Source organism: Pseudomonas sp. G7(2022) (assembly GCF_052660475.1).
In genome coordinates this window covers 2,192,023-2,211,998 of record NZ_CP109659.1, presented here as the reverse complement: position 1 = coordinate 2,211,998, position 19,976 = coordinate 2,192,023, and the positions used below count along the sequence as shown (strand labels likewise).

General features: G+C 57.6%; 23 protein-coding genes and 1 tRNA gene. 5 read left to right on the top strand and 19 right to left on the bottom strand.

Annotation, left to right across the window (positions count from 1 at the left end; genetic code table 11):
• The first annotated feature begins 4 nt into the window (after positions 1-4).
• Positions 5-706 (top strand): VIT1/CCC1 transporter family protein, encoded by a 702-nt coding sequence (locus tag NE357_RS09960; RefSeq protein ID WP_084317898.1) that lies wholly within the window; start codon positions 5-7, stop codon positions 704-706.
• Positions 707-903: 197 nt separating this feature from the next.
• Here the strand turns inward: NE357_RS09960 and NE357_RS09955 are convergent.
• The 9 genes from NE357_RS09955 to thrS form a co-directional block, all read right to left on the bottom strand.
• A tRNA-Pro gene (locus tag NE357_RS09955) sits at positions 904-980 on the bottom strand.
• Between the two features lie 89 nt (positions 981-1,069).
• Positions 1,070-1,426: a MerR family transcriptional regulator gene (locus NE357_RS09950; protein WP_003179985.1), complete on the bottom strand. Its 357-nt coding sequence runs from the start codon at positions 1,424-1,426 to the stop codon at positions 1,070-1,072.
• Positions 1,407-1,709 (bottom strand): integration host factor subunit alpha, encoded by a 303-nt coding sequence (gene ihfA / locus NE357_RS09945; protein ID WP_002553164.1) that lies wholly within the window; start codon positions 1,707-1,709, stop codon positions 1,407-1,409. Before ihfA ends, NE357_RS09950 begins: the two co-directional genes overlap by 20 nt.
• A 3-nt stretch (positions 1,710-1,712) precedes the next feature.
• Complete coding sequence (gene pheT, locus NE357_RS09940; protein ID WP_169429683.1) at positions 1,713-4,091, bottom strand: phenylalanine--tRNA ligase subunit beta; 2,379 nt, start codon at positions 4,089-4,091, stop codon at positions 1,713-1,715.
• A gap of 26 nt (positions 4,092-4,117) precedes the next feature.
• Positions 4,118-5,134 (bottom strand): phenylalanine--tRNA ligase subunit alpha, encoded by a 1,017-nt coding sequence (gene pheS / locus NE357_RS09935; RefSeq protein WP_065261418.1) that lies wholly within the window; start codon positions 5,132-5,134, stop codon positions 4,118-4,120.
• A gap of 109 nt (positions 5,135-5,243) precedes the next feature.
• On the bottom strand, positions 5,244-5,600 hold the full coding sequence (gene rplT, locus NE357_RS09930) for a 50S ribosomal protein L20 (protein WP_002553161.1): 357 nt from the start codon (positions 5,598-5,600) through the stop codon (positions 5,244-5,246).
• A gap of 30 nt (positions 5,601-5,630) precedes the next feature.
• Entirely contained in the window at positions 5,631-5,825 is a 195-nt protein-coding gene (rpmI, locus tag NE357_RS09925) for a 50S ribosomal protein L35 (RefSeq protein ID WP_002553160.1), read from the bottom strand.
• A 60-nt stretch (positions 5,826-5,885) separates the two neighbouring features.
• On the bottom strand, positions 5,886-6,437 hold the full coding sequence (gene infC / locus NE357_RS09920; RefSeq protein ID WP_169432615.1) for a translation initiation factor IF-3: 552 nt from the start codon (positions 6,435-6,437) through the stop codon (positions 5,886-5,888).
• Entirely contained in the window at positions 6,437-8,359 is a 1,923-nt protein-coding gene (gene thrS / locus NE357_RS09915) for a threonine--tRNA ligase (RefSeq protein WP_039771550.1), read from the bottom strand. Before thrS ends, infC begins: the two co-directional genes overlap by 1 nt.
• Before the next feature lie 372 nt (positions 8,360-8,731).
• Between thrS and NE357_RS09910 the strand changes: the two genes are divergently transcribed.
• Entirely contained in the window at positions 8,732-9,031 is a 300-nt protein-coding gene (locus NE357_RS09910) for a hypothetical protein (RefSeq protein WP_169429682.1), read from the top strand.
• Between the two features lie 291 nt (positions 9,032-9,322).
• Positions 9,323-9,535 carry a cold-shock protein gene (locus NE357_RS09905; RefSeq protein WP_003179963.1) on the top strand — a complete coding sequence of 71 codons (213 nt, stop codon included), beginning with the start codon at positions 9,323-9,325 and terminating at the stop codon, positions 9,533-9,535.
• Positions 9,536-9,607: 72 nt separating this feature from the next.
• On the opposite strand, the gene NE357_RS09900 is transcribed toward NE357_RS09905, so the two are convergent.
• Both NE357_RS09900 and NE357_RS09895 read right to left on the bottom strand, forming a co-directional pair.
• Positions 9,608-9,925, bottom strand: a complete 318-nt coding sequence (locus tag NE357_RS09900) for an I78 family peptidase inhibitor (protein WP_169429681.1) — start codon at positions 9,923-9,925, stop codon at positions 9,608-9,610.
• Between the two features lie 168 nt (positions 9,926-10,093).
• Positions 10,094-10,399, bottom strand: coding sequence for a hypothetical protein (locus NE357_RS09895; RefSeq protein WP_169429680.1), 306 nt, complete (start codon positions 10,397-10,399; stop codon positions 10,094-10,096).
• A 131-nt stretch (positions 10,400-10,530) separates the two neighbouring features.
• Here NE357_RS09895 and NE357_RS09890 point away from each other — a divergent pair, with 131 nt between their 5' ends.
• The gene (locus NE357_RS09890) at positions 10,531-10,743 is read left to right on the top strand and encodes a hypothetical protein (protein WP_169429679.1); all 213 of its coding nucleotides are present in this window, start codon (positions 10,531-10,533) and stop codon (positions 10,741-10,743) included.
• Between the two features lie 32 nt (positions 10,744-10,775).
• Here NE357_RS09890 and NE357_RS09885 read toward each other — a convergent pair whose 3' ends face one another.
• The 8 genes from NE357_RS09885 to NE357_RS09850 form a co-directional block, all read right to left on the bottom strand.
• Positions 10,776-11,804: a nucleoside hydrolase gene (locus tag NE357_RS09885; RefSeq protein WP_169429678.1), complete on the bottom strand. Its 1,029-nt coding sequence runs from the start codon at positions 11,802-11,804 to the stop codon at positions 10,776-10,778.
• Between the two features lie 44 nt (positions 11,805-11,848).
• Positions 11,849-12,253: a D-ribose pyranase gene (gene rbsD, locus NE357_RS09880; protein WP_169429677.1), complete on the bottom strand. Its 405-nt coding sequence runs from the start codon at positions 12,251-12,253 to the stop codon at positions 11,849-11,851.
• Positions 12,250-13,167, bottom strand: coding sequence for a ribokinase (rbsK, locus tag NE357_RS09875; protein ID WP_169429676.1), 918 nt, complete (start codon positions 13,165-13,167; stop codon positions 12,250-12,252). The genes rbsD and rbsK overlap by 4 nt, the downstream gene beginning before the upstream one ends.
• Positions 13,168-13,191: 24 nt before the next feature.
• Complete coding sequence (locus tag NE357_RS09870; RefSeq protein WP_169429675.1) at positions 13,192-14,211, bottom strand: LacI family DNA-binding transcriptional regulator; 1,020 nt, start codon at positions 14,209-14,211, stop codon at positions 13,192-13,194.
• Between the two features lie 3 nt (positions 14,212-14,214).
• On the bottom strand, positions 14,215-15,192 hold the full coding sequence (locus tag NE357_RS09865; protein ID WP_169429674.1) for an ABC transporter permease: 978 nt from the start codon (positions 15,190-15,192) through the stop codon (positions 14,215-14,217).
• Complete coding sequence (locus NE357_RS09860; protein WP_169429673.1) at positions 15,189-16,742, bottom strand: sugar ABC transporter ATP-binding protein; 1,554 nt, start codon at positions 16,740-16,742, stop codon at positions 15,189-15,191. The genes NE357_RS09865 and NE357_RS09860 overlap by 4 nt, the downstream gene beginning before the upstream one ends.
• A gap of 55 nt (positions 16,743-16,797) precedes the next feature.
• Positions 16,798-17,754, bottom strand: a complete 957-nt coding sequence (locus NE357_RS09855; protein ID WP_169429672.1) for a sugar ABC transporter substrate-binding protein — start codon at positions 17,752-17,754, stop codon at positions 16,798-16,800.
• Positions 17,755-17,954: 200 nt separating this feature from the next.
• Complete coding sequence (locus NE357_RS09850; protein ID WP_169429671.1) at positions 17,955-18,401, bottom strand: hypothetical protein; 447 nt, start codon at positions 18,399-18,401, stop codon at positions 17,955-17,957.
• A gap of 339 nt (positions 18,402-18,740) precedes the next feature.
• Here NE357_RS09850 and NE357_RS09845 point away from each other — a divergent pair, with 339 nt between their 5' ends.
• Positions 18,741-19,829, top strand: a complete 1,089-nt coding sequence (locus tag NE357_RS09845) for an asparaginase (RefSeq protein ID WP_085712019.1) — start codon at positions 18,741-18,743, stop codon at positions 19,827-19,829.
• Positions 19,830-19,976: the final 147 nt, after the last annotated feature.

Here is a 19,976-nt window from a genome sequence, read left to right as displayed (position 1 = left end):
TACAATGAAGTTCATGCACAGGCACACCGAGGCACACCGAAGCGATCGTATCGGCTGGCTGCGCGCCGCCGTCCTGGGCGCCAACGACGGGATTGTCTCTACCGCCAGCCTGTTGATGGGCGTCGCGGCCGCCAATGCCAGCCACGCCACATTGCTGGTCACCGGAATGGCGGGCCTGATGGCCGGAGCCATGTCCATGGCCGCTGGCGAGTACATCTCCGTACATTCCCAGGCCGATACCGAGCGGGCCGATCTGTCCCGCGAACGGGCAGAACTGTCGAGCGACCCGAAAGCCGAGCACATCGAGCTCGCCAACATCTACATGCATCGCGGCGTATCACCCGAACTGGCCCATCAAGTGGCCGATCAATTGATGGCCCATGACGCATTGGGCTCCCACGCCCGGGACGAGTTGGGCATCAGCGCCACCCTCACCGCCAAACCCTTGCAGGCAGCTTTGGCCTCCGCCGCCAGTTTCGTGGTGGGCGCCGCCTTGCCGCTGGCGGTGACGTTTGTCGCGCCGGAGCACAGCGTGGTGCCCTGGATATCAGGCATGTCCTTGGTGTTTCTCGGGACACTAGGCGCCATCGCCGCCAAGGCCGGCGGAGCCAAGGTCATCACCGGGGCCTGGCGGGTGACATTCTGGGGTGCGCTGGCTATGGGCATTACGGCAATGGTGGGATCGCTTTTCGGAGCGGTGGTTTAGTAAGGCGTACGCTCTCGAAAACGCAAAGGGGGAGGCGGAGGTTGTTGGTTCTTGCCGATCAGCACCCCCCTTGTACAGCCTTTCCAAAAACAACGCGCGACCTAAGATTCCACCCAGAGCCAGCCGTTTTGTGAGGGTAAAAACAACAAAAATAAAAAAGGGTCGCGAGATAAAATCTCGCAACCCTTTGATTTATATGGTCGGGACGGAGTGATTCGAACACTCGACCCCTAGCACCCCATGCTAGTGCGCTACCGGACTGCGCTACGCCCCGACTAGGTTTGAAACTCGTTCTCCATCTCGAAGAACGCTCAAGAATATATCGCAAGCTTTTGAAAACTGGAAGTATTTAAAAGCAGGAAATTATTTCTTGAGTACCACCAGAACATCTTCGAGCTCAGCGATCATCTGGCGGATCATTTGCTTGTATTGGGTTGTGTCGTCTTTGGCCTCATCACCGGACAGCCGCAGGCGCGCGCCGCCGATGGTGAACCCTTGATCATAAAGGAGCGCGCGGATCTGCCGGATCATCAGCACATCCTGGCGCTGATAATACCGGCGATTTCCGCGGCGTTTGACGGGGTTGAGCTGAGGAAACTCCTGCTCCCAGTAGCGCAGCACGTGTGGTTTTACCGCACACAGCTCGCTGACTTCACCGATGGTGAAGTAGCGTTTTCCCGGGATGACGGGTAGTTCGTCGTTATGACTTGGTTCCAGCATAAGCCTCAACTCGGGCTTTCAACTTCTGCCCTGGACGAAAGGTGACCACACGGCGAGCCGTGATCGGGATTTCTTCCCCCGTTTTCGGGTTGCGGCCAGGCCGCTGGCGCTTGTCCCGAAGGTCGAAATTGCCGAAACCCGACAATTTGACCTGCTCGTTGTCTTCAAGAGCGTGCCTGATTTCCTCGAAAAACAGTTCGACCAATTCCTTGGCTTCCCGCTTGTTCAGGCCCAGCTCTTCATACAGACGTTCCGCCATCTCAGCTTTCGTCAAAGCCCCCATACGTCACTTCCTTAACGTGGCGTTCAACCTTTGTTCGAGCGAGGTGAGGATATTTTGCGTCGTCGAATTCACCTCATCGTCATTAAGAGTGCGCGATGGATGCTGCCAGGTCAAGCCGACTGCAAGGCTTTTTCTATCAGGATCAATACCTTTACCCTGATACACGTCAAACAGCCTGAGATCCGTGAGCCATTCGCCTGCATTTTCACGGATTACGCTCAATACAGCCGAGGCCGCAACGTCTTTGTGCGCAATCAGTGCCAAGTCACGACGCACTTCAGGAAAGCGCGACAACTCGTGGAATTCAGGCATTTTGCCCAACGCCACTTCAGCCAGAACCAGCTCGAAAACGAAGACCGGGCGGTCGAGACCGAGGGACTTCGACAGCTCAGGGTGAATCGCACCGATAAAGCCGACTTCACGCCCTTCCCGCTCGATGCGCGCGGTTTGACCCGGGTGCAGCGCTGGGTGTTTACCCGGAACGAAGGTGAACGAATCCAGCGCACCGGCGAAGCCCAGAACAGCTTCCACATCCGCCTTGACATCGAAGAAGTCAACGGTGTCGCGACCTTGCGCCCAACCTTCCGGCAGACGGCTACCGCAGACAACACCGGCCAGCATCGGCTCTTGCTTCAGACCATCCAGTTGACCAACGAAGCGCAGACCGCTCTCGAACAGACGAACACGATCCTGCTGACGGTTGAGGTTGTGCTGCAACGCCTTGACCAGACCTGGCCACAGCGACGAACGCATGGCAGCCATGTCGTTGGAAATCGGGTTCGCCAGCAGCAGTGGCTCGACGCCCGGGTTGAACAGTTCGAACTGCTTCGGATCGATGAAGCTGTAAGTGATCGCTTCCTGATAACCACGAGCAACCAGCAGACGACGCAGTTCCGGCAGATCGCTGCGCGCTTCGGCTTTGGCCTGCGGCGCCAGACGAGCTTGCGGGTAACGAACCGGCAGGCGGTTGTAACCGTACAGACGTGCCAACTCTTCGATCAGATCGACTTCCAGACTGATATCGAAGCGATGGCTCGGCACTTCTACACGCCATTGCCCTGCTCCGTCGTCGGAAACTTTCAGACCCAAAGCGTTGAGCAGACGCTCGACTTCGGCCGAATCCATTTCCATGCCCAGCATCTGGGTGATGCGCTGCGCACGCAGGGTGATCGGCGCGATCGACGGCAGATGCTGCTCGCTGACGGTTTCGATGATCGGGCCGGCTTCGCCACCGGTGATTTCCAGCAGCAGGCCAGTGGCGCGCTCCATGGCTTCACGGGCCAGTTGCCAGTCCACGCCACGCTCGTAGCGGTGCGAAGCGTCAGTGTGCAGACCGTAGGATCGAGCCTTGCCCGCCACAGCGATCTGGTCGAAGAACGCACTTTCAAGGAATACGTCGCGAGTGGTCGCGGATACACCGCTGTGTTCGCCACCCATCACGCCGGCAATCGCCAGAGCCCGAGTGTGGTCGGCGATCACCAGCGTATCGCTACGCAGGCTGACTTCCTGACCGTCGAGCAATACCAGTTTCTCGCCCTCTTCCGCCATGCGCACACGGATGCCGCCATTGATTTCGGCGAGATCGAAAGCATGCAGCGGCTGACCCAGCTCCAGCATCACGTAGTTAGTGATGTCGACGGCGGCGTCGATGCTGCGGACTTCTGCGCGACGCAGGCGCTCAACCATCCACAGCGGCGTCGGCTTGGACAGATCAACGTTGCGGATGACACGGCCCAGGTAACGCGGGCAGGCAGCAGGTGCCAGGACTTCTACCGAACGCACTTCGTCGTGCACCGCAGGAACGGTCATCACCACCGGGCGAGTGACCGGAACGTCGTACAGCGCGCCGACTTCACGGGCCAGACCGGCGAGGGACAGGCAGTCGCCACGGTTCGGAGTCAGATCGACTTCGATGCTGGCGTCTTCCAGGTCCAGATAAACACGGAAGTCTTCGCCCACCGGCGCATCGGCCGGCAGCTCCATCAGACCGTCATTGCCTTCACCGACCTGCAGCTCGGATTGCGAGCACAGCATGCCGTTGGACTCGACGCCACGCAGCTTGGCCTTCTTGATCTTGAAGTCACCCGGCAGCTCGGCACCGATCATCGCAAACGGAATCTTCAGGCCCGGACGCACGTTTGGCGCACCACACACAACCTGGAAAGTTTCCGCGCCATTGCTGACCTGGCAAACGCGCAATTTGTCGGCATCGGGGTGCTGCTCGGTGCTCAGCACCTCGCCCACCACCACGCCACTGAAAACACCGGCGGCCGGCGTAACGCTATCGACCTCAAGACCGGCCATCGACAGACGAGCAACCAGCGCGTCGCGATCTACCTGCGGGCTGACCCAGCCACGCAGCCATTGTTCACTGAATTTCATCCTGCTCTCCTAAGAATTCGTTACGACTAGCGAAATTGCGCGAGGAACCGCAAGTCGTTGTCGAAGAACAGACGCAAGTCGTTCACGCCGTAACGCAGCATGGCCAGACGCTCGACACCCATGCCGAAAGCAAAGCCGGAGAACTCTTCCGGATCGATGCCGGACATGCGCAGCACATTCGGATGAACCATGCCGCAGCCCATCACTTCCAGCCAGCCGGTCTGTTTGCAGACACGGCAGCCCTTACCGCTGCACATCACGCATTCCATGTCGACTTCTGCGGATGGCTCGGTGAACGGGAAGTACGAAGGACGGAAACGTACGGCCAGTTCTTTCTCGAAGAACACCCGCAGGAACTCTTCGATCGTGCCTTTGAGATCGGCAAAATTGATATCGCGATCAACCAGCAGGCCTTCGACCTGGTGGAACATCGGCGAGTGGGTGATATCGGAGTCGCTACGGTACACACGGCCTGGGCAGACAATGCGGATCGGCGGCTTTTTCGATTCCATGGTGCGGACCTGTACCGGCGAGGTATGGGTGCGCAACAACATGTTCGCATTGAAATAGAAGGTGTCATGCATCGACCGGGCCGGGTGATGGCCTGGGATGTTGAGCGCCTCGAAGTTGTGATAGTCGTCTTCAACCTCAGGGCCTTCGGCAATGCCGTAGCCGATTCGGGTGAAGAACTGTTCGACTCGTTCCAGAGTCCGGGTAACCGGATGCAGACCACCGGAGGTCTGACCGCGGCCCGGCAACGTCACGTCAATGGATTCGGCAGACAGTTTGGCAGCCAGCTCGGCCTCTTCAAACAGAGCCATGCGCGCATTGAGAACGCCTGTTACACGTTCCTTGGCAACGTTAATCAGGGCGCCGACTTGCGGACGCTCCTCTGCCGGCAAATTCCCCAGGGTCTTCATCACCTGAGTCAATTCACCCTTCTTGCCAAGGTATTGAACCCGGATTTGCTCCAGGGCATTGATATCTTCAGCGCTTTGCACAGCCTCTAGTGCTTGAGAGACCAGCGCATCCAGGTTTTCCATGTACAGACTCCAGATACAAAATAGGGGAAGAGCTTGAAGGCTCTTCCCCTATTTATGACGTTTAACACCAGACCCCACAAAGGTGAGGCCGGGTGACTGTCGGGGGTACTTAAGCCAAGGTGGCTTTAGCTTTCTCGACAATCGCAGCAAACGCCGCTTTTTCGTTCACTGCCAGATCAGCCAGAACCTTACGGTCGATCTCGATGGACGCTTTTTTCAGGCCAGCAATGAAACGGCTGTAGGACAGACCGTTAACACGAGCACCAGCGTTGATACGAGCGATCCACAGAGCGCGGAACTGACGTTTTTTCTGACGACGGTCACGGTAGGCGTATTGGCCTGCCTTGATTACCGCTTGCTTGGCAACACGGAATACGCGGGAGCGTGCGCCGTAGTAGCCTTTAGCAAGTTTCAGAATTTTTTTGTGACGTTTACGGGCAATGACGCCACGCTTTACACGAGCCATGAGTTACTTCCTCTATTCTTGATCCAAAAATTAACGAAGGCGCAGCATGCGCTCGACTTTTGCCACGTCAGACGGATGCAGCAAGCTGCTACCGCGCAGTTGACGCTTACGCTTGGTCGACATTTTGGTCAGGATGTGGCTCTTGAAAGCGTGCTTGTGCTTGATACCGTTAGCAGTTTTCAGAAACCGCTTAGCAGCACCACTTTTGGTTTTCATCTTTGGCATGTTCGGATACTCCGCATTCAGTTGATAAACATAATCAGAAGGCCTGCCGTGCCCTGTTGATTACTTCTTCTTTTTCGGGGCGATGACCATGATCAGCTGGCGTCCTTCCATCTTAGGATGCTGTTCGACCGAACCGTACTCGAGCAGGTCTTGTTCAACCCGCTTGAGGAGTTCCATCCCCAGCTCCTGGTGGGCCATCTCACGGCCGCGGAATCGCAAGGATACCTTGGCCCTGTCCCCGTCACTCAGGAAACGTACCAGGTTGCGCAGTTTTACCTGGTAATCCCCTTCCTCCGTCCCTGGACGAAACTTGATTTCTTTTACCTGAATCTGCTTCTGGTTCTTCTTCGCCGCAGCAATCTGCTTCTTCTTTTCGAAGATCGATTTGCCGTAGTCCATCACCCGGCAAACCGGTGGGACTGCGTCGGCAGAGATTTCTACCAGATCAAGCTTTGCTTCTTCAGCAATACGAAGCGCTTCATCAATCGAGACGATGCCAATCTGCTCGCCATCAGCGCCAATTAACCGAACCTCGCGTGCCGAGATATTCTCGTTGATCGGGGCTTTCGGTGCAGCTCGTTTATCTTGTCTCATTTCACGCTTAATAATAATTACTCCGAATCTGGGCGACCACGCCGGGAAACCGCTTGCGCGAGAAACTCAGCGAACTGGGCGACGGGCATCGAGCCCAGGTCAGCACCTTCACGAGTACGCACAGCGACAGTCTGCATCTCGACTTCCTTATCCCCAATAACCAAGAGATATGGAACCTTGAGCAAAGTATGCTCGCGGATTTTAAAGCCGATCTTTTCATTTCTCAAGTCAGACTTGGCACGAAACCCGCTTTCGTTGAGAGTTTTTTCCACTTGGGCGACAAAATCTGCCTGTTTATCAGTGATATTCATGATCACTGCCTGGGTTGGCGCCAGCCACGCAGGGAATGCACCTTCGTAGTGTTCGATCAGAATCCCGACGAAACGCTCGAACGAACCGAGGATCGCACGGTGCAACATCACCGGATGTTTGCGGCTGTTGTCTTCGGAGACGTATTCGGCTCCCAGACGCACAGGCAGGTTGAAATCGAGCTGCAAGGTACCACACTGCCACACGCGGCCGAGGCAATCTTTCAGCGAGAATTCGATCTTCGGACCGTAGAACGCTCCCTCACCCGGCTGCAGATCGTACGGCAGACCAGCACTGTCAAGGGCAGCAGCCAGTGCCGCTTCGGCGCGATCCCACAGCTCGTCGGAGCCAACGCGTTTTTCCGGACGAGTGGACAGTTTCATCTCGACGTCGGTGAAGCCGAAGTCGCGGTAAACATCCATGGTCAGCTTGATGAACGCAGCAGATTCAGCCTGCATCTGCTCTTCGGTGCAGAAGATGTGGGCGTCGTCCTGAGTGAACGCACGCACACGCATGATGCCGTGCAGCGCACCCGATGGTTCGTTACGGTGGCAGGCACCGAACTCGGCCAGGCGCATCGGCAGCTCGCGGTAGCTCTTCAGCCCCTGGTTGAACACCTGCACGTGGCAAGGGCAGTTCATCGGTTTGATGGCGTAGTCGCGGCTTTCCGACTCAGTGGTGAACATGTTGTCGGCGTAGTTGGCCCAGTGCCCGGATTTCTCCCACAGGCTGCGGTCAACGACTTGCGGCGTCTTGATTTCGAGATAGCCGTTGTCGCGCTGCACCTTGCGCATGTACTGCTCGAGTACCTGGTACAACGTCCAGCCATTCGGGTGCCAGAACACCATGCCCGGCGCTTCTTCCTGGGTGTGGAACAGGCCCAGGCGCTTGCCGATCTTGCGGTGATCGCGCTTTTCAGCTTCTTCGATACGCTGGATGTAAGCAGCCAGCTGCTTCTTGTCAGCCCAGGCGGTGCCGTAAACGCGCTGCAATTGCTCGTTCTTGGCATCACCGCGCCAGTAGGCGCCGGACAGCTTGGTCAACTTGAAGGATTTCAGGAAGCGAGTGTTCGGCACGTGCGGACCGCGGCACATGTCAACGTATTCTTCGTGATAGTACAGGCCCATGGCCTGCTCGTTCGGCATGTCTTCGACCAGACGCAGCTTGTAGTCTTCGCCACGGGCCTTGAACACTTCGATCACTTCGGCACGCGGAGTGACTTTCTTGATGACGTCGTATTCGGTATCGATCAGCTGTTGCATGCGCTGTTCGATGGCCGCCATGTCGTCCGGAGTAAAAGGACGCTCGAAGGCGATGTCGTAATAGAAGCCTTCGTCAATGACCGGACCGATGACCATTTTGGCCGTCGGGTACAGCTGCTTGACCGCGTGGCCAACCAGGTGGGCGCAAGAGTGGCGAATGATCTCCAGCCCCTCTTCATCCTTTGGCGTGATGATTTGCAGCGTTGCGTCGCTGTCGATGATGTCGCTGGCGTCGACCAGCTTGCCGTTCACCTTGCCGGCCAGGGTGGCCTTGGCCAGGCCTGCACCAATGGACGCGGCGACCTCGGCTACGGAAACCGGGTGATCGAATGAACGTTGACTGCCGTCGGGAAGAGTAATAGTTGGCATGGCGCCTCCTCTCCTAGTGGTGACCCCTACCAAAGGTCACGTGGGTTGGGATGAGCCAGTACAAGATCCGATCCAGGCCATTCAATGACGAACGCCTGCCTTACAGCGGCAGGAGCCTTGCGGCCAACCGGAAAACCGAACCAGAGTGACTGGGATTCAAATCAGAGTATTCGTACGCCGCCGCTACCGGGACTGAAGGTCATCCGGTGCCTGCGAAACGCTCGAGTCGGCCATGCTAGCACAGATGAACGGTCGCGCACGCACGCTGGTTTTACCGGCAGGCAAATCGTCTGTTTTATGCCAAAGTGATGAACTTGATCGGCCCCTCAGCCATCAGATAACAAGACATCGACCCACAAGGAGCATCTTCGCATGCGTCTGAACACCCTATTTGCCGCAGTCGTCCCTTTAGTTCTGCTGTTGCCGCTCAGCGCGCAGGCCGCCTGGCCGAAAGGCGTAAAAGAGCAATACATGAATGACTGCACCAAGGCGGCCAGCCAAAGCGTCAACCCGACCGTAGCCAAACAACACTGCACCTGCGGCGCTGATGTCCTGGAGAAGAAATTCACCACGCAGGAAATCGCTCAACTGATGGACAAGAACACCCCGCCGAGTGGCGAATTGGGTCAGCGCGCACTGAAAGAAATCTCGGTTTGCCGAGTGCAAAAATAGTCCCGATGAACGGATTTGTGGGCATTCGATAAGCGCAAAACAGCCGAAATGCACCTGAATTCGATATTTTATGCAGGTTTTATAGCTTTTTTTACACCCCTTCGAATTGGCTGAAAGCCTCTGAAACCGGGGGTTACAGACATTCAAACTGTCGAAGCGTCTGCAATATGAAAGCAAACAGCACGTCCGGGGGGCTACCAAACCGAACATTTCGACTATGATACCCGGGTGTGCCCAGTTGGCCTGAGCAGCACAGTACTACTGAAAATATATGTTTCTTGGAGATACACCATGTCTAATCGCCAAACCGGCACCGTTAAATGGTTCAACGATGAAAAAGGCTTCGGCTTCATCACTCCTCAAGGTGGCGGTGACGACCTGTTCGTACACTTCAAAGCTATCGAATCCGACGGTTTCAAAAGCCTGAAAGAAGGCCAGACCGTTTCCTTCGTGGCTGAGAAAGGCCAAAAGGGTATGCAAGCTGCACAAGTTCGCCCAGAGTAATTTCCCGGCGCACTAAAAAAACCCCGTCCATGTGACGGGGTTTTTTATGCCTGTGACAAAAACGACCCGGGATCAGCCACAGTTGGCGCGGATGACCACCAGATTGTTGTCGGTGTTCAGATTCAGGCGATCGGAGCGGTATTCCAGGGTGATCATGTCCGTAGGTTTGAGGAAGCGGGCATTTTGCGCGCCAGACTTGGCACGAGCCTGCTCTAGCAGCTCCGGGGAAGCCCTTTTACCGATGGCAAATTCCGCAGCCTTTGCTTCACAGCGGCCATGACCGGCATCGGACGCCACAGGATCCTTTGCCGACTCGCTGGAGGTCGTGCTGCATCCGGCCAACATGGCAGCGGCCATAAGTGCACCCAGTGATGCGAACTTCAAAGGCATGAAGCCTCCTTCTTTCTAATGGTTAAGCTGAGATCGTGCGACCGCCATTCCGGCGTTTGGTTTCACAACACCTGTGGACACCCTGCCCCACGACCCGGAAAAAACGCTGAGTCTGCCTGAAGCGCGCGCAATGCATCTCCATACAATCGTCACCGAATATTAACGAGCTCAGTAGATGTCGATGTAGTCGAGCGGCGGATTCGGCCAATTGTCTTTGAGGGCATTGAAAATCTGCATGACCCAGACTTCATCACTGGCTGCGACGTTTCCCACATAGCCTGATCCCTTTGCCCAGGTTTCCAGACGAAACGACAGCCCATCGATATCCTGACCGCCAGTGACCCCCGCCGAAATATAGGCAATCCCGCCCTTGGTCACACGCAACTGGGTGTGCTCATCATCACTGGCGGAGGCCAGCAACCGGCGCACAGCGTCAAGTGTCAGGCCATCGGGAGAATTCAAATCGATCTGCACGGCTCGGTACCTGGTTTCTTGAAGACGACCAAGTGTCGCATAGCCCCGCGTTCATGCCTAAGTCGCAGTGCCAAACGCCGGACAACATGGTTAACTCGAAACTCCGACCCAGCGATCTCCCGAGCCCCGACATGACGACCGTAAGCATCTCCGCCGACATCAAGGCCCAATGGCCACAAGGGCATAGTTCCTACAGTCCGGGCAGTCCTGAGGAGTTGGCGCTGATCAGCATCGACCTGCTGGTCAAGACGCTGGGAACACAAGCTGCGCAATCATTCATCGCCCAGCTGTTCGAGAAATATCCGGACGACTTCAAAGGCACACCGGATACAGGGAATGAGTAAAGCCCGCAGGCCGGCACCTGCGGGCATGACGCTTACTTCAAACGTTTCAGACGCTCGGTCAACAGATCGAAGAAGCCCTGAGCATCGCCGTTTTCTACCCAGAATGCATTTTTCGGTGCCTTGAGCCCGTCATACCAGTCGACGATGGTCTGCCCGAATGTCGGACCTTCGCGACTGTCGATCACCACGTTCACCGAACGACCGGTAAACAGCTCCGGCTTGAGCAGATAAGCGATAACCGTGGCGTCATGCACCGGGCCACCCGGGATGCCGTAGTGTTCCATGTCACCCTTGATGTACTCGTTGAGGATGTCGCCGACAATTTTGCTCGCATTGTTGTTCAGCGCTGCGATCTGCTTCAGACGTGCATCGCTGGTTAGCACCTTGTGGGTCACGTCCAGCGGCAGGTAAGTCAGTTTCACCCCGCTCTTGAGAACGACCTCAGCCGCCTGTGGATCGGCAAACAAGTTGAATTCGGCCACCGGCGTGATGTTGCCACCGTTGAAGTGAGCGCCACCCATGATGACCACTTCCTTGATGCCCTGAACGATCTCCGGCTCCTGGATCAGCGCCAGCGCCAGGTTGGTTTGCGGGCCAAGCATGGCGATAGTGATGCTGTGCGGCTTGGCGTTCTTCAGCGTATCGATCAAGTAGTTGACCGCGTTGCCCTTGGCCAGACCTTTTTTCGGCTCATGCACAGTGACACCCGACAGGCCTTCCTTGCCATGGATGTTCTCGGCGTAGATCGGCGTGCGCATCAACGGTTTTGGCGCGCCCGCATAGACCGGAACCTCTTCGCGCCCTGCCCACTCACGGGCCAGTCGCGCATTGCGAGAAGTCTTGTCGAGACGCACGTTGCCGGCCACGGTGGTCAGCGCGCGAATATTCAGCTCCTCCGGCGATGCCAGAGCAAACAACAGGGCCACCACATCATCGGCCCCCGGATCGGTGTCGATGATCAGATCGATCTTTTCCGCCGCTTGGGCGCCGGTCGCGGTTATCACGGACAAAAGCAGCAGACTCCGGATCAGTTGGTGCAGTTTTTGAGCATAGCGGTGCATGGCGCATTCCTTGTGCTTATGAAATCGAAAGGGTCTGAACCCGGTTAAAACGTCACCCCGGCGACCAGCACGATGTTGCAATACGGCTGACATTCGCCTGTACGGACAATCGCTCGCGCCTGTCGGCTGAGAACCTTGAATTGCTCATGAGTGAGCAGATCGCGCCGCCCCAGTGCGCCTTCGTCATTCAATGCGTCCAGCGAAGCCAGCGCACCGGGTTGTTTGTCGAAGACTTCCCGGGCGAGCACATGACTCTCGACCTGCATTTCGCTGAGGACGACGTTCAGGGTGCTGACGAAATCCGGAACACCGTGCGTCAACGCAAGGTCGATCAACTCGACGCCCGGCGGTACAGGCAAGCCGGCGTCACCGATCACGACCATGTCGCCATGACCAAGGGAGGCAATCAGCCGAGACAGCGCGATGTTGAGCAATGGAGTCTTTTTCATACGGGTTTGAATGCCTGGACTTCGGTTGATGTGGGAATGGACGGCTGGGCACCCGCCCGAGTAACAGACAGCGCCGCGGCTATCTGACCAAAACGAATGGCCTCGACCTCGGTATTGCCAGCGGCCAGCGCCGCTGCAAAACCGCCGACGAAGGTATCCCCGGCAGCCGTGGTATCAACCGCCTTCACTTTGGGTGCAGGAAAATGCTGGTAACCCGCGCCATTGGAGAACAAAGCCCCCTGAGCGCCCAGCGTGACGATCACATTGCCGGCACCCATCGAAATCAGCCGGGCAGCCGCTTTTTCAGCGCTCTCCAGCGAGTCCACCGGCAAACCGCTGAGGGCGGCGGCTTCACTTTCATTGGGAATCAGGTAGTCGATGGAGGCAAACCAGTCTGATGGCAACGGACGGCTGGCCGGAGCCGGGTTCAAGATGACTGTTTTGCCCAGTTCGCGACCGCGCTTGAGCGCATGCCCGACGGTGGCATCGGGAATTTCCAGCTGACAAATGATCACATCCGCCGCCTGCAGCACCGCGTCGAAACGGTCGACCACCCCAGGCGTCATCGAACCGTTGGCCCCGGCAACAATGACGATTGCGTTCTGACTGTTGTCATCGACCACAATCAGCGCTACGCCACTGGAATCCTCGACCACACTGACGGCCTGGCAATTGATCTGCTCGGCCAACAATGCGTCGCGCAACTGCACGCCGTAGTCGTCATTGCCGACACAACCCACCATCGACACCTGTGCCCCCAACCGGGCGGCGGCCACCGCCTGGTTGGCACCCTTGCCACCTGACACAGTGGCGAACGAATGACCGATCAGTGTTTCGCCACCCCGAGGCAAGCGAGGCGCCCGGGTGACCAGGTCCATGTTCAGGCTGCCTATTACCACTACATTTGCGGGCATACATCACTACTCATCAATTCGGTTTCAGCGATATTCGGTAAACACGCCAGCCAGTGGCGCGGTCGACTCTCGCAGGACAATACTCGGGGTCACGATCCGCTGATCAGTGGCCAGATCCGGGGTGGCAATTCTTCGCAGCAACACTTCCGCTGCCATTTCGCCCAACTGCAGGATCGACTGCCCCACAGTCGTCAGCGCCGGATACACGTAACGGCTCATCTGGATATCGTCGAAACCGATCACCGACAACTCGGCAGGCACACGCACATTGCGTTCGGCGGCGGCTCGCAGTACACCGATGCCGATCATGTCGTTGCCGGCGAAGATTGCACTGGGAGGATTGCTCTCAAGCAACACCGCCGCCGCGTTGTAACCGCCAGTGCTGGTGAAATCGCTTTCCAGCATCCGCGATGGCGGCACTTCAATACCCGCCTCTTTCAAGGCGCGGCAAAAACCTGCCTGACGCATTTGCGCAACACTGGTGCTCGCAGGACCGCCAACCGTGGCGATATCACGATGTCCAAGTTCAATCAGGTGTCTTGTCGCCAGATAGGCGCCATATTCATGGTCGATGCGCACGAGATCGGCGTCCACACCTTCCAGCCCCCGGTCAACGATCACCATCGGCGTCTTGACCCCGGCCAGCCCCTGCGCCAGACCACTGTCACCGCCAGCAGAGGCGACGATCAAGCCATCGATACGCTTCTCCAGCAACACTCGCAGATAACTGCGCTGTTTTTCCGGATTGTCGTCGGAGTTGCAGAGAATCACGCAGTAGCCATTGCGCTCACAATAATCCTCGATGCCCCGCGCCAGTTCGGCGAAGTACGGGTTGAGACTGTTGGGCACCAGCAAACCAATGGTGGCAGTGGTCTTGGCCTTCAGCGATCGGGCGACGGCGCTCGGTACATAGTCGAGGCTCTTGATCGCCGCCTCGACTTTCAGCCGCACCTCCTGACTCACCGGCCGGGTGTTGTTCACAACATGAGAGACGGTCGTGTAGGAAATACCCGCAAGTGCCGCCACATCCTTGATCGTTGCCATGTCTCAGCCCCGCCGGTTTGCGCGGTGGCTGCGATACGTATCGAGCACCACAGCGATAACGATTACCGCGCCGGTGATGATGCGCTTGGTCGGTTCCGTTGCACCAATCTGCGCAAGGCCGGCTGCCAGCACCGAAATGATCAACACGCCGAAGAAAGTGCTGATGACCGAACCCCGGCCGCCCATCAGGCTGGTACCACCGATCACCACGGCAGCGATCACCTGCAGCTCAAGGCCTGAACCGGCGTTTGGATCGGCCGCTTCCAGACGGGAAATCTGGAACAGCGCGGCGATGCCGGCCAGCAAACCCATCAGACTGAACACCAGGACCTTGTAGGGCTTGGGATTGATGCCCGCGAGTCGCACCGCTTCCTCATTGGTACCGATGCCGATCAGGTAACGACCGAACACGGTTCGGGTCAACACTGCCTGAGCGATGAAAATCACCAGCAAGGCAATGATGAACGAGGGCGAGATACCGAAAGCGATAGGGTTCGACAACCAGGCGAAGGAATCGCCGATGTAGGCCGTGCGGGAACCGGTCATCTGATAGGCCAGCCCCCGGGCCATCTCGAGCACGCCGAGCGAGACGATAAATGACGGAATTCTCCAGGCAACCGTGATCGAACCGGTAACCGTCCCTGCCAAAGCCGCCACTGCCATGCCGAGCAGTGCAGATGGCAAAACACTCCAGCCCCAGCCAAGGATTGCCACGCTGACGGTGGAGGCCGCAAGCGCCAGTACAGAACCCACCGAAAGATCGATGCCACCGATGATCAGGACAAAGGTCATGCCCACCGCCAACACCATCAGGTCGGGAATCTGATTGGCCAAAGTACTGAAGGTGTTGTACGACAGAAAGTGGCTGCTCATGACCGAGAACAGCGCGACCATCGCCAGCAATGCACCGGCCAGGCCCAGATAGGTACCCAGTCCATAGAAGTTGCCACTACGTTTGCCGGCAGAAGATGCAGTTTTCATGGGAGATCCCTAGGCGCTGCTTCGTTGAGCAACGCATCACGTTTTTGGTAGCCGGCGAACGCCGCGGCAAGCAAGTCATCCTGGGTCCAGCTGTCACGCTCGAAGGTATCGATCAGGCGCCCCGCCGACAGCACACCGATACGGTCGCAAATCAACATCAACTCACGCAGGTCGCTGGACACCACCACCAGCGCCTTGCCCTGCCGGGTCAGTTCGCCGAGCAGGTTATAAATGTCAAACTTGGCACCGACATCGATACCGCGAGTTGGCTCATCGAACAGCAACACCGAACAGTCGCGCTCCAGCCAGCGGCCGATCACGACTTTTTGCTGGTTGCCGCCGGACAATTCGGATACGAGTTGAGTCGGGCTGGAACTGCGGATTCGCATGGCATCGATCTGCCGCTTGGCCAGAGAGATCTCATCGCCATTGTTGACGAAACCACCGCTGGAAATCTCCGGCATATTGCCCAGAGCAATATTGGCGCTGATCGACTGACTCAGCAGCAGGCCTTCACCTTTTCGATCTTCCGTGATCAGGGCGATACCGTTGCGCACCGCGTCGACCGGCGAGCGAATACTCACCACCTGCGCCGGCGAGCCGAGAGCAACGCTGCCGCTGTCGGCGAGATCGGCGCCGAAAATCAGGCGCAGCAGTTCCGTGCGCCCTGCCCCGATCAAACCGGAAATGCCAAAAATCTCACCGGCACGCACTTCGAAGGACACGTCACGGACCTTGTCGGAACGAGTGAGGCCTTTGACCGTCAGCGCAGGGGCACCGATATTGCGCGGGCCCATGTCCATGTGTTCGCCCAGCTCGCGACCGACCATCAGCGTGACCAGTTGCTCGCTGTTGTAGTTGGCCATCGGCTCGACACACACCAGATTACCGTCACGCAACACGGCAATGCGTTGTGCGACTCGGGCCAGCTCTTCGAGACGATGAGAGATATAGATGATCGCAACGCCGCGCGCCTGCAGCCGAGTGATCTGCTCAAAGAGCATTTCGACTTCGCGAGCGGTGAGCATCGCGGTCGGCTCGTCGAGGATCAACACATGGCAATCGCCGATCAGGTTACGCGCGATTTCGACCATTTGCTGGTGACCGATGCCCAGCTCGCCGACCAGGGTGTCCGGATCGATGGCATCCAGACCGACTTGAGCCATGGCCTCGATGGCAGCGTTACGCAGTTGCTTGCGACTGATCCAGCCGCCGTTGCTTGGCAAGTTGTCGAGAAACAGGTTCTCCGCCACCGACAAGGTCGGCAGCAGATTGAGTTCTTGCATGACCATACGAACGCCAAGCTCTTCTGCCTGGGTACGACTGCCGGGGCGATACTCCTTGCCCTGGAACTGCATCTGCCCGGCGGTCGGTGTAACCAGGCCACCAATGATCTTCGACAGGGTACTTTTACCGGCACCGTTCTCGCCGGTCAGCGCCAGCACTTCACCGCGCATCAGCGTCAGGTCGATACCGGTGAGTACCGGTTGCGCATAGGTCTTGCCGATACCGCTGACCGAGAGGACAGCGTTCGGGGCGGAAACTGACATAAAAACTCTCCGTGCGCCCGCCCGGACGGGCGAGCGCCATTGTGTCGCCGAAGGACTACTTGGTAACCAGTTCGACCGGCGTTTCGATCACACCATTGGCACCGCTGTCGACTTTCTCGCCCTTGAGAATCTTCAACGCAGTCTCGATACCGAATACGGCCTGTTTGGCAGCGAACTGGTCGGCGGTCGCCAGAACGCGACCGTCCTTGAGCATTGGCTTGATCGCATTGATGTTGTCGTAGCCGACCACTTGCACCTGCCCGGCCTTGCCCGCAGCACGCACAGCGGAAACAGCGCCTACAGCCATGCTGTCGTTACCGGCCAGCAGCGCCTTGACGTCCGGATATTCGCTGAGGATCGACGCGGCGACCTTGTTGCCCTTGTCGATTTCCCAATCACCGGACTGCAGGGAAACCACCTTGATCTGTGCGGCCTCCATCGCATCCTTGAAGCCAGCGGTGCGCTGCTGGGCGTTAGTCGTCGTGGAAACGCCCTCGATGATGCCGACTTCGTCACCGGCCTTCAGTTGCTTGGCAAGGTACTCGCCTACCAGACGAGCGCCCTTGCGGTTGTCCGGCCCCACGAACGGTACGCTGATGTTCTTGCTCTTGATGACGGCCGGATCAAGCTGATTGTCGATGTTGATCACAGTGATGCCGGCATCGACGGCCTTCTTGATCACCGGCACCATGGCCTTGGAGTCGGACGGCGCAATGACCAGCGCATTGACCTTCGCCAGAATCATCTGCTCGACGATACGGGTCTGGCCGGCGGTATCGGTTTCGTCCTTGATCCCGTTGGAGATCAGGTCGAAATCGGCGGAGTGTTCTTTCTGGTAAGCCTTGGCGCCGTCTTCCATGGTCAGGAAGAATTCGTTGGCCAAAGACTTCATGACCAGTGCGACCTTGGGTTTTTCCGGAGATTCGGCGAATGCCGAAGAGACAGGCAGTGCAGCGGATGCGGCAGCCAGCACGGCGACAGCGAGAAGACGTCCAGCGAATGGCAGCTTCATGGGTTCACTCCGATCTTATGATTATTGTGAGCAACGCTTGCGCTGGCGTAAGCTTCGTCGGCATCTTCCAGACAACAGGGTCTCGGAGAAGCCGCGCAAACGTTTGCGTAGACCGAACTATGCGAATCCCGCCAACGTTTGTCAACAATCGGAATCGGTATTGACTGCAGGGCGAATTTGCAGATTCGCCCTTTGAGTGCTTAAGCCGTGGTGTTGACCAGGTTACCGCCGGATGAGCCCTTGGACATTTCCTTGACCAGCGCAGCGGAGACTTCCAGCAGCGCGCCGCTGGTTTCAGCGATCTCCCCCTGAACAGACATGACTGCCTGCGACTTCGCCTCGGGAGTCGGGTAGCTCGCAGCTTGCGCCGCAGCCAGGCGTTGCTGCTGCTCCTGCAGTTGCTTCTGCAATTCCTGCATCCGTTTCAGCAACATCTTGACGGTGACACTCAGGTTGTCGCCGCTTTCCGCCTTGCTGTCTTCTTGCGCGGCACCGCCGGTTCTGACTTGGTTGCTTTCGGTTTTTTCAACGCCCAGCGCTTCGGCGGAAGCATCCGCTTGCGCATCATTCATGGCATTGATCGTCGCTGCGGTTTTACCGCCGATGGTAACAGCGCCCGGATTTGTAAAACCGATGGTCAGTGACATGTGAACTCCCTAATTTCAAGTTTCCTTCAACAACCATCGGCCTGCGGGACGCTTTCTTTAGCAGAGAATCCAAAACCTGCAATTTGCATCGTTCGACAACGGCCGTAGTCCCTTTCGGAGAGCCGAACACGAAAGCGCCCACCGTTCGGAATACCGGATAGGCGATTCTCGCCAATCAAAAAAATATTGATATAAATCATAAGGTTAAACATTTCCCTAAAGCACAGTACGGCTGGTACAGATCCTGCTCCCCTACTGCACCCCTGGCATTCAGATCGGCCCGGGGCGCATCTAGATGAACCTGCAATCAGCACCGTCTCACTACTAGAGAGAAAAATAATGAAATCTGCTTTCAACACATTGGTTCCGGGCGCTTTGGCCCTGTTGCTGCTCCTGCCCTCCGCCCTTCAGGCAAAAGAAGTCGAAACCCAGACCAAACTGGCCAACGTGGTGGTTCTCGCTACAGGCGGCACCATTGCCGGCGCCGGCGCCAGTGCGGCCAACAGCGCTACCTATCAGGCAGCCAAGGTGGGTATCGAACAATTGATCGCCGGCATCCCCGAGCTGAGCAAACTGGCGAATGTGCGTGGCGAGCAAGTCATGCAGATCGCCTCGGAAAGCATCACCAATGAAAACCTGCTGCAACTGGGTCGCCGCGTATCCGAGCTGGCCGACAGCAAAGACGTCGATGGCATCGTCATCACCCACGGCACCGACACCCTGGAAGAAACCGCCTACTTCCTGAACCTGGTAGAGAAAACCGACAAGCCGATCATCGTTGTCGGCTCGATGCGCCCCGGCACCGCCATGTCGGCGGACGGCATGCTCAACCTGTACAACGCCGTCGCCGTCGCCAGCAGCAAGGAAGCCCACGGCAAAGGTGTACTGGTCACCATGAACGATGAAATCCAGTCCGGCCGCGATGTCAGCAAAATGATCAACATCAAGACCGAAGCATTCAAAAGCCCATGGGGCCCGCTGGGCATGGTGGTCGAAGGAAAATCCTACTGGTTCCGCCTGCCAGCCAAGCGCCACACCATGGATTCGGAATTTGATATCAAGAACATCAAGAGCCTGCCTGACGTAGAAATCGCCTACTCCTACGGCAATGTCGGCGATACAGCCTACAAGGCCCTGGCCCAGTCCGGCGCCAAAGCGATCATCCATGCTGGCACCGGCAACGGCTCGGTGTCTTCCCGTGTCGTCCCGGCCCTGCAGGCCCTGCGCAAGGATGGCGTTCAGATCATTCGATCTTCCCACGTCAACGCCGGAGGTTTCGTTCTGCGCAACGCCGAACAGCCTGACGACAAGTACGACTGGGTCGTCGCTCACGACCTGAACCCTCAGAAGGCTCGCATCCTGGCGATGGTCGCCCTGACCAAAACCAACGACAGCAAAGAACTGCAGCGGATGTTCTGGGAGTACTGATTCAGCCTCGCCCGGCCGAGTCTCGGCCGGGCAACTCTTTCACCACTCGCCACCCTGGCGGGTGGTGCAATTACCTACACCGCCCTCGCTCCCTTCCTGCACAAATATTTCGGATGAGCCACATCAAAACCGGAAAACCGCTGTCAG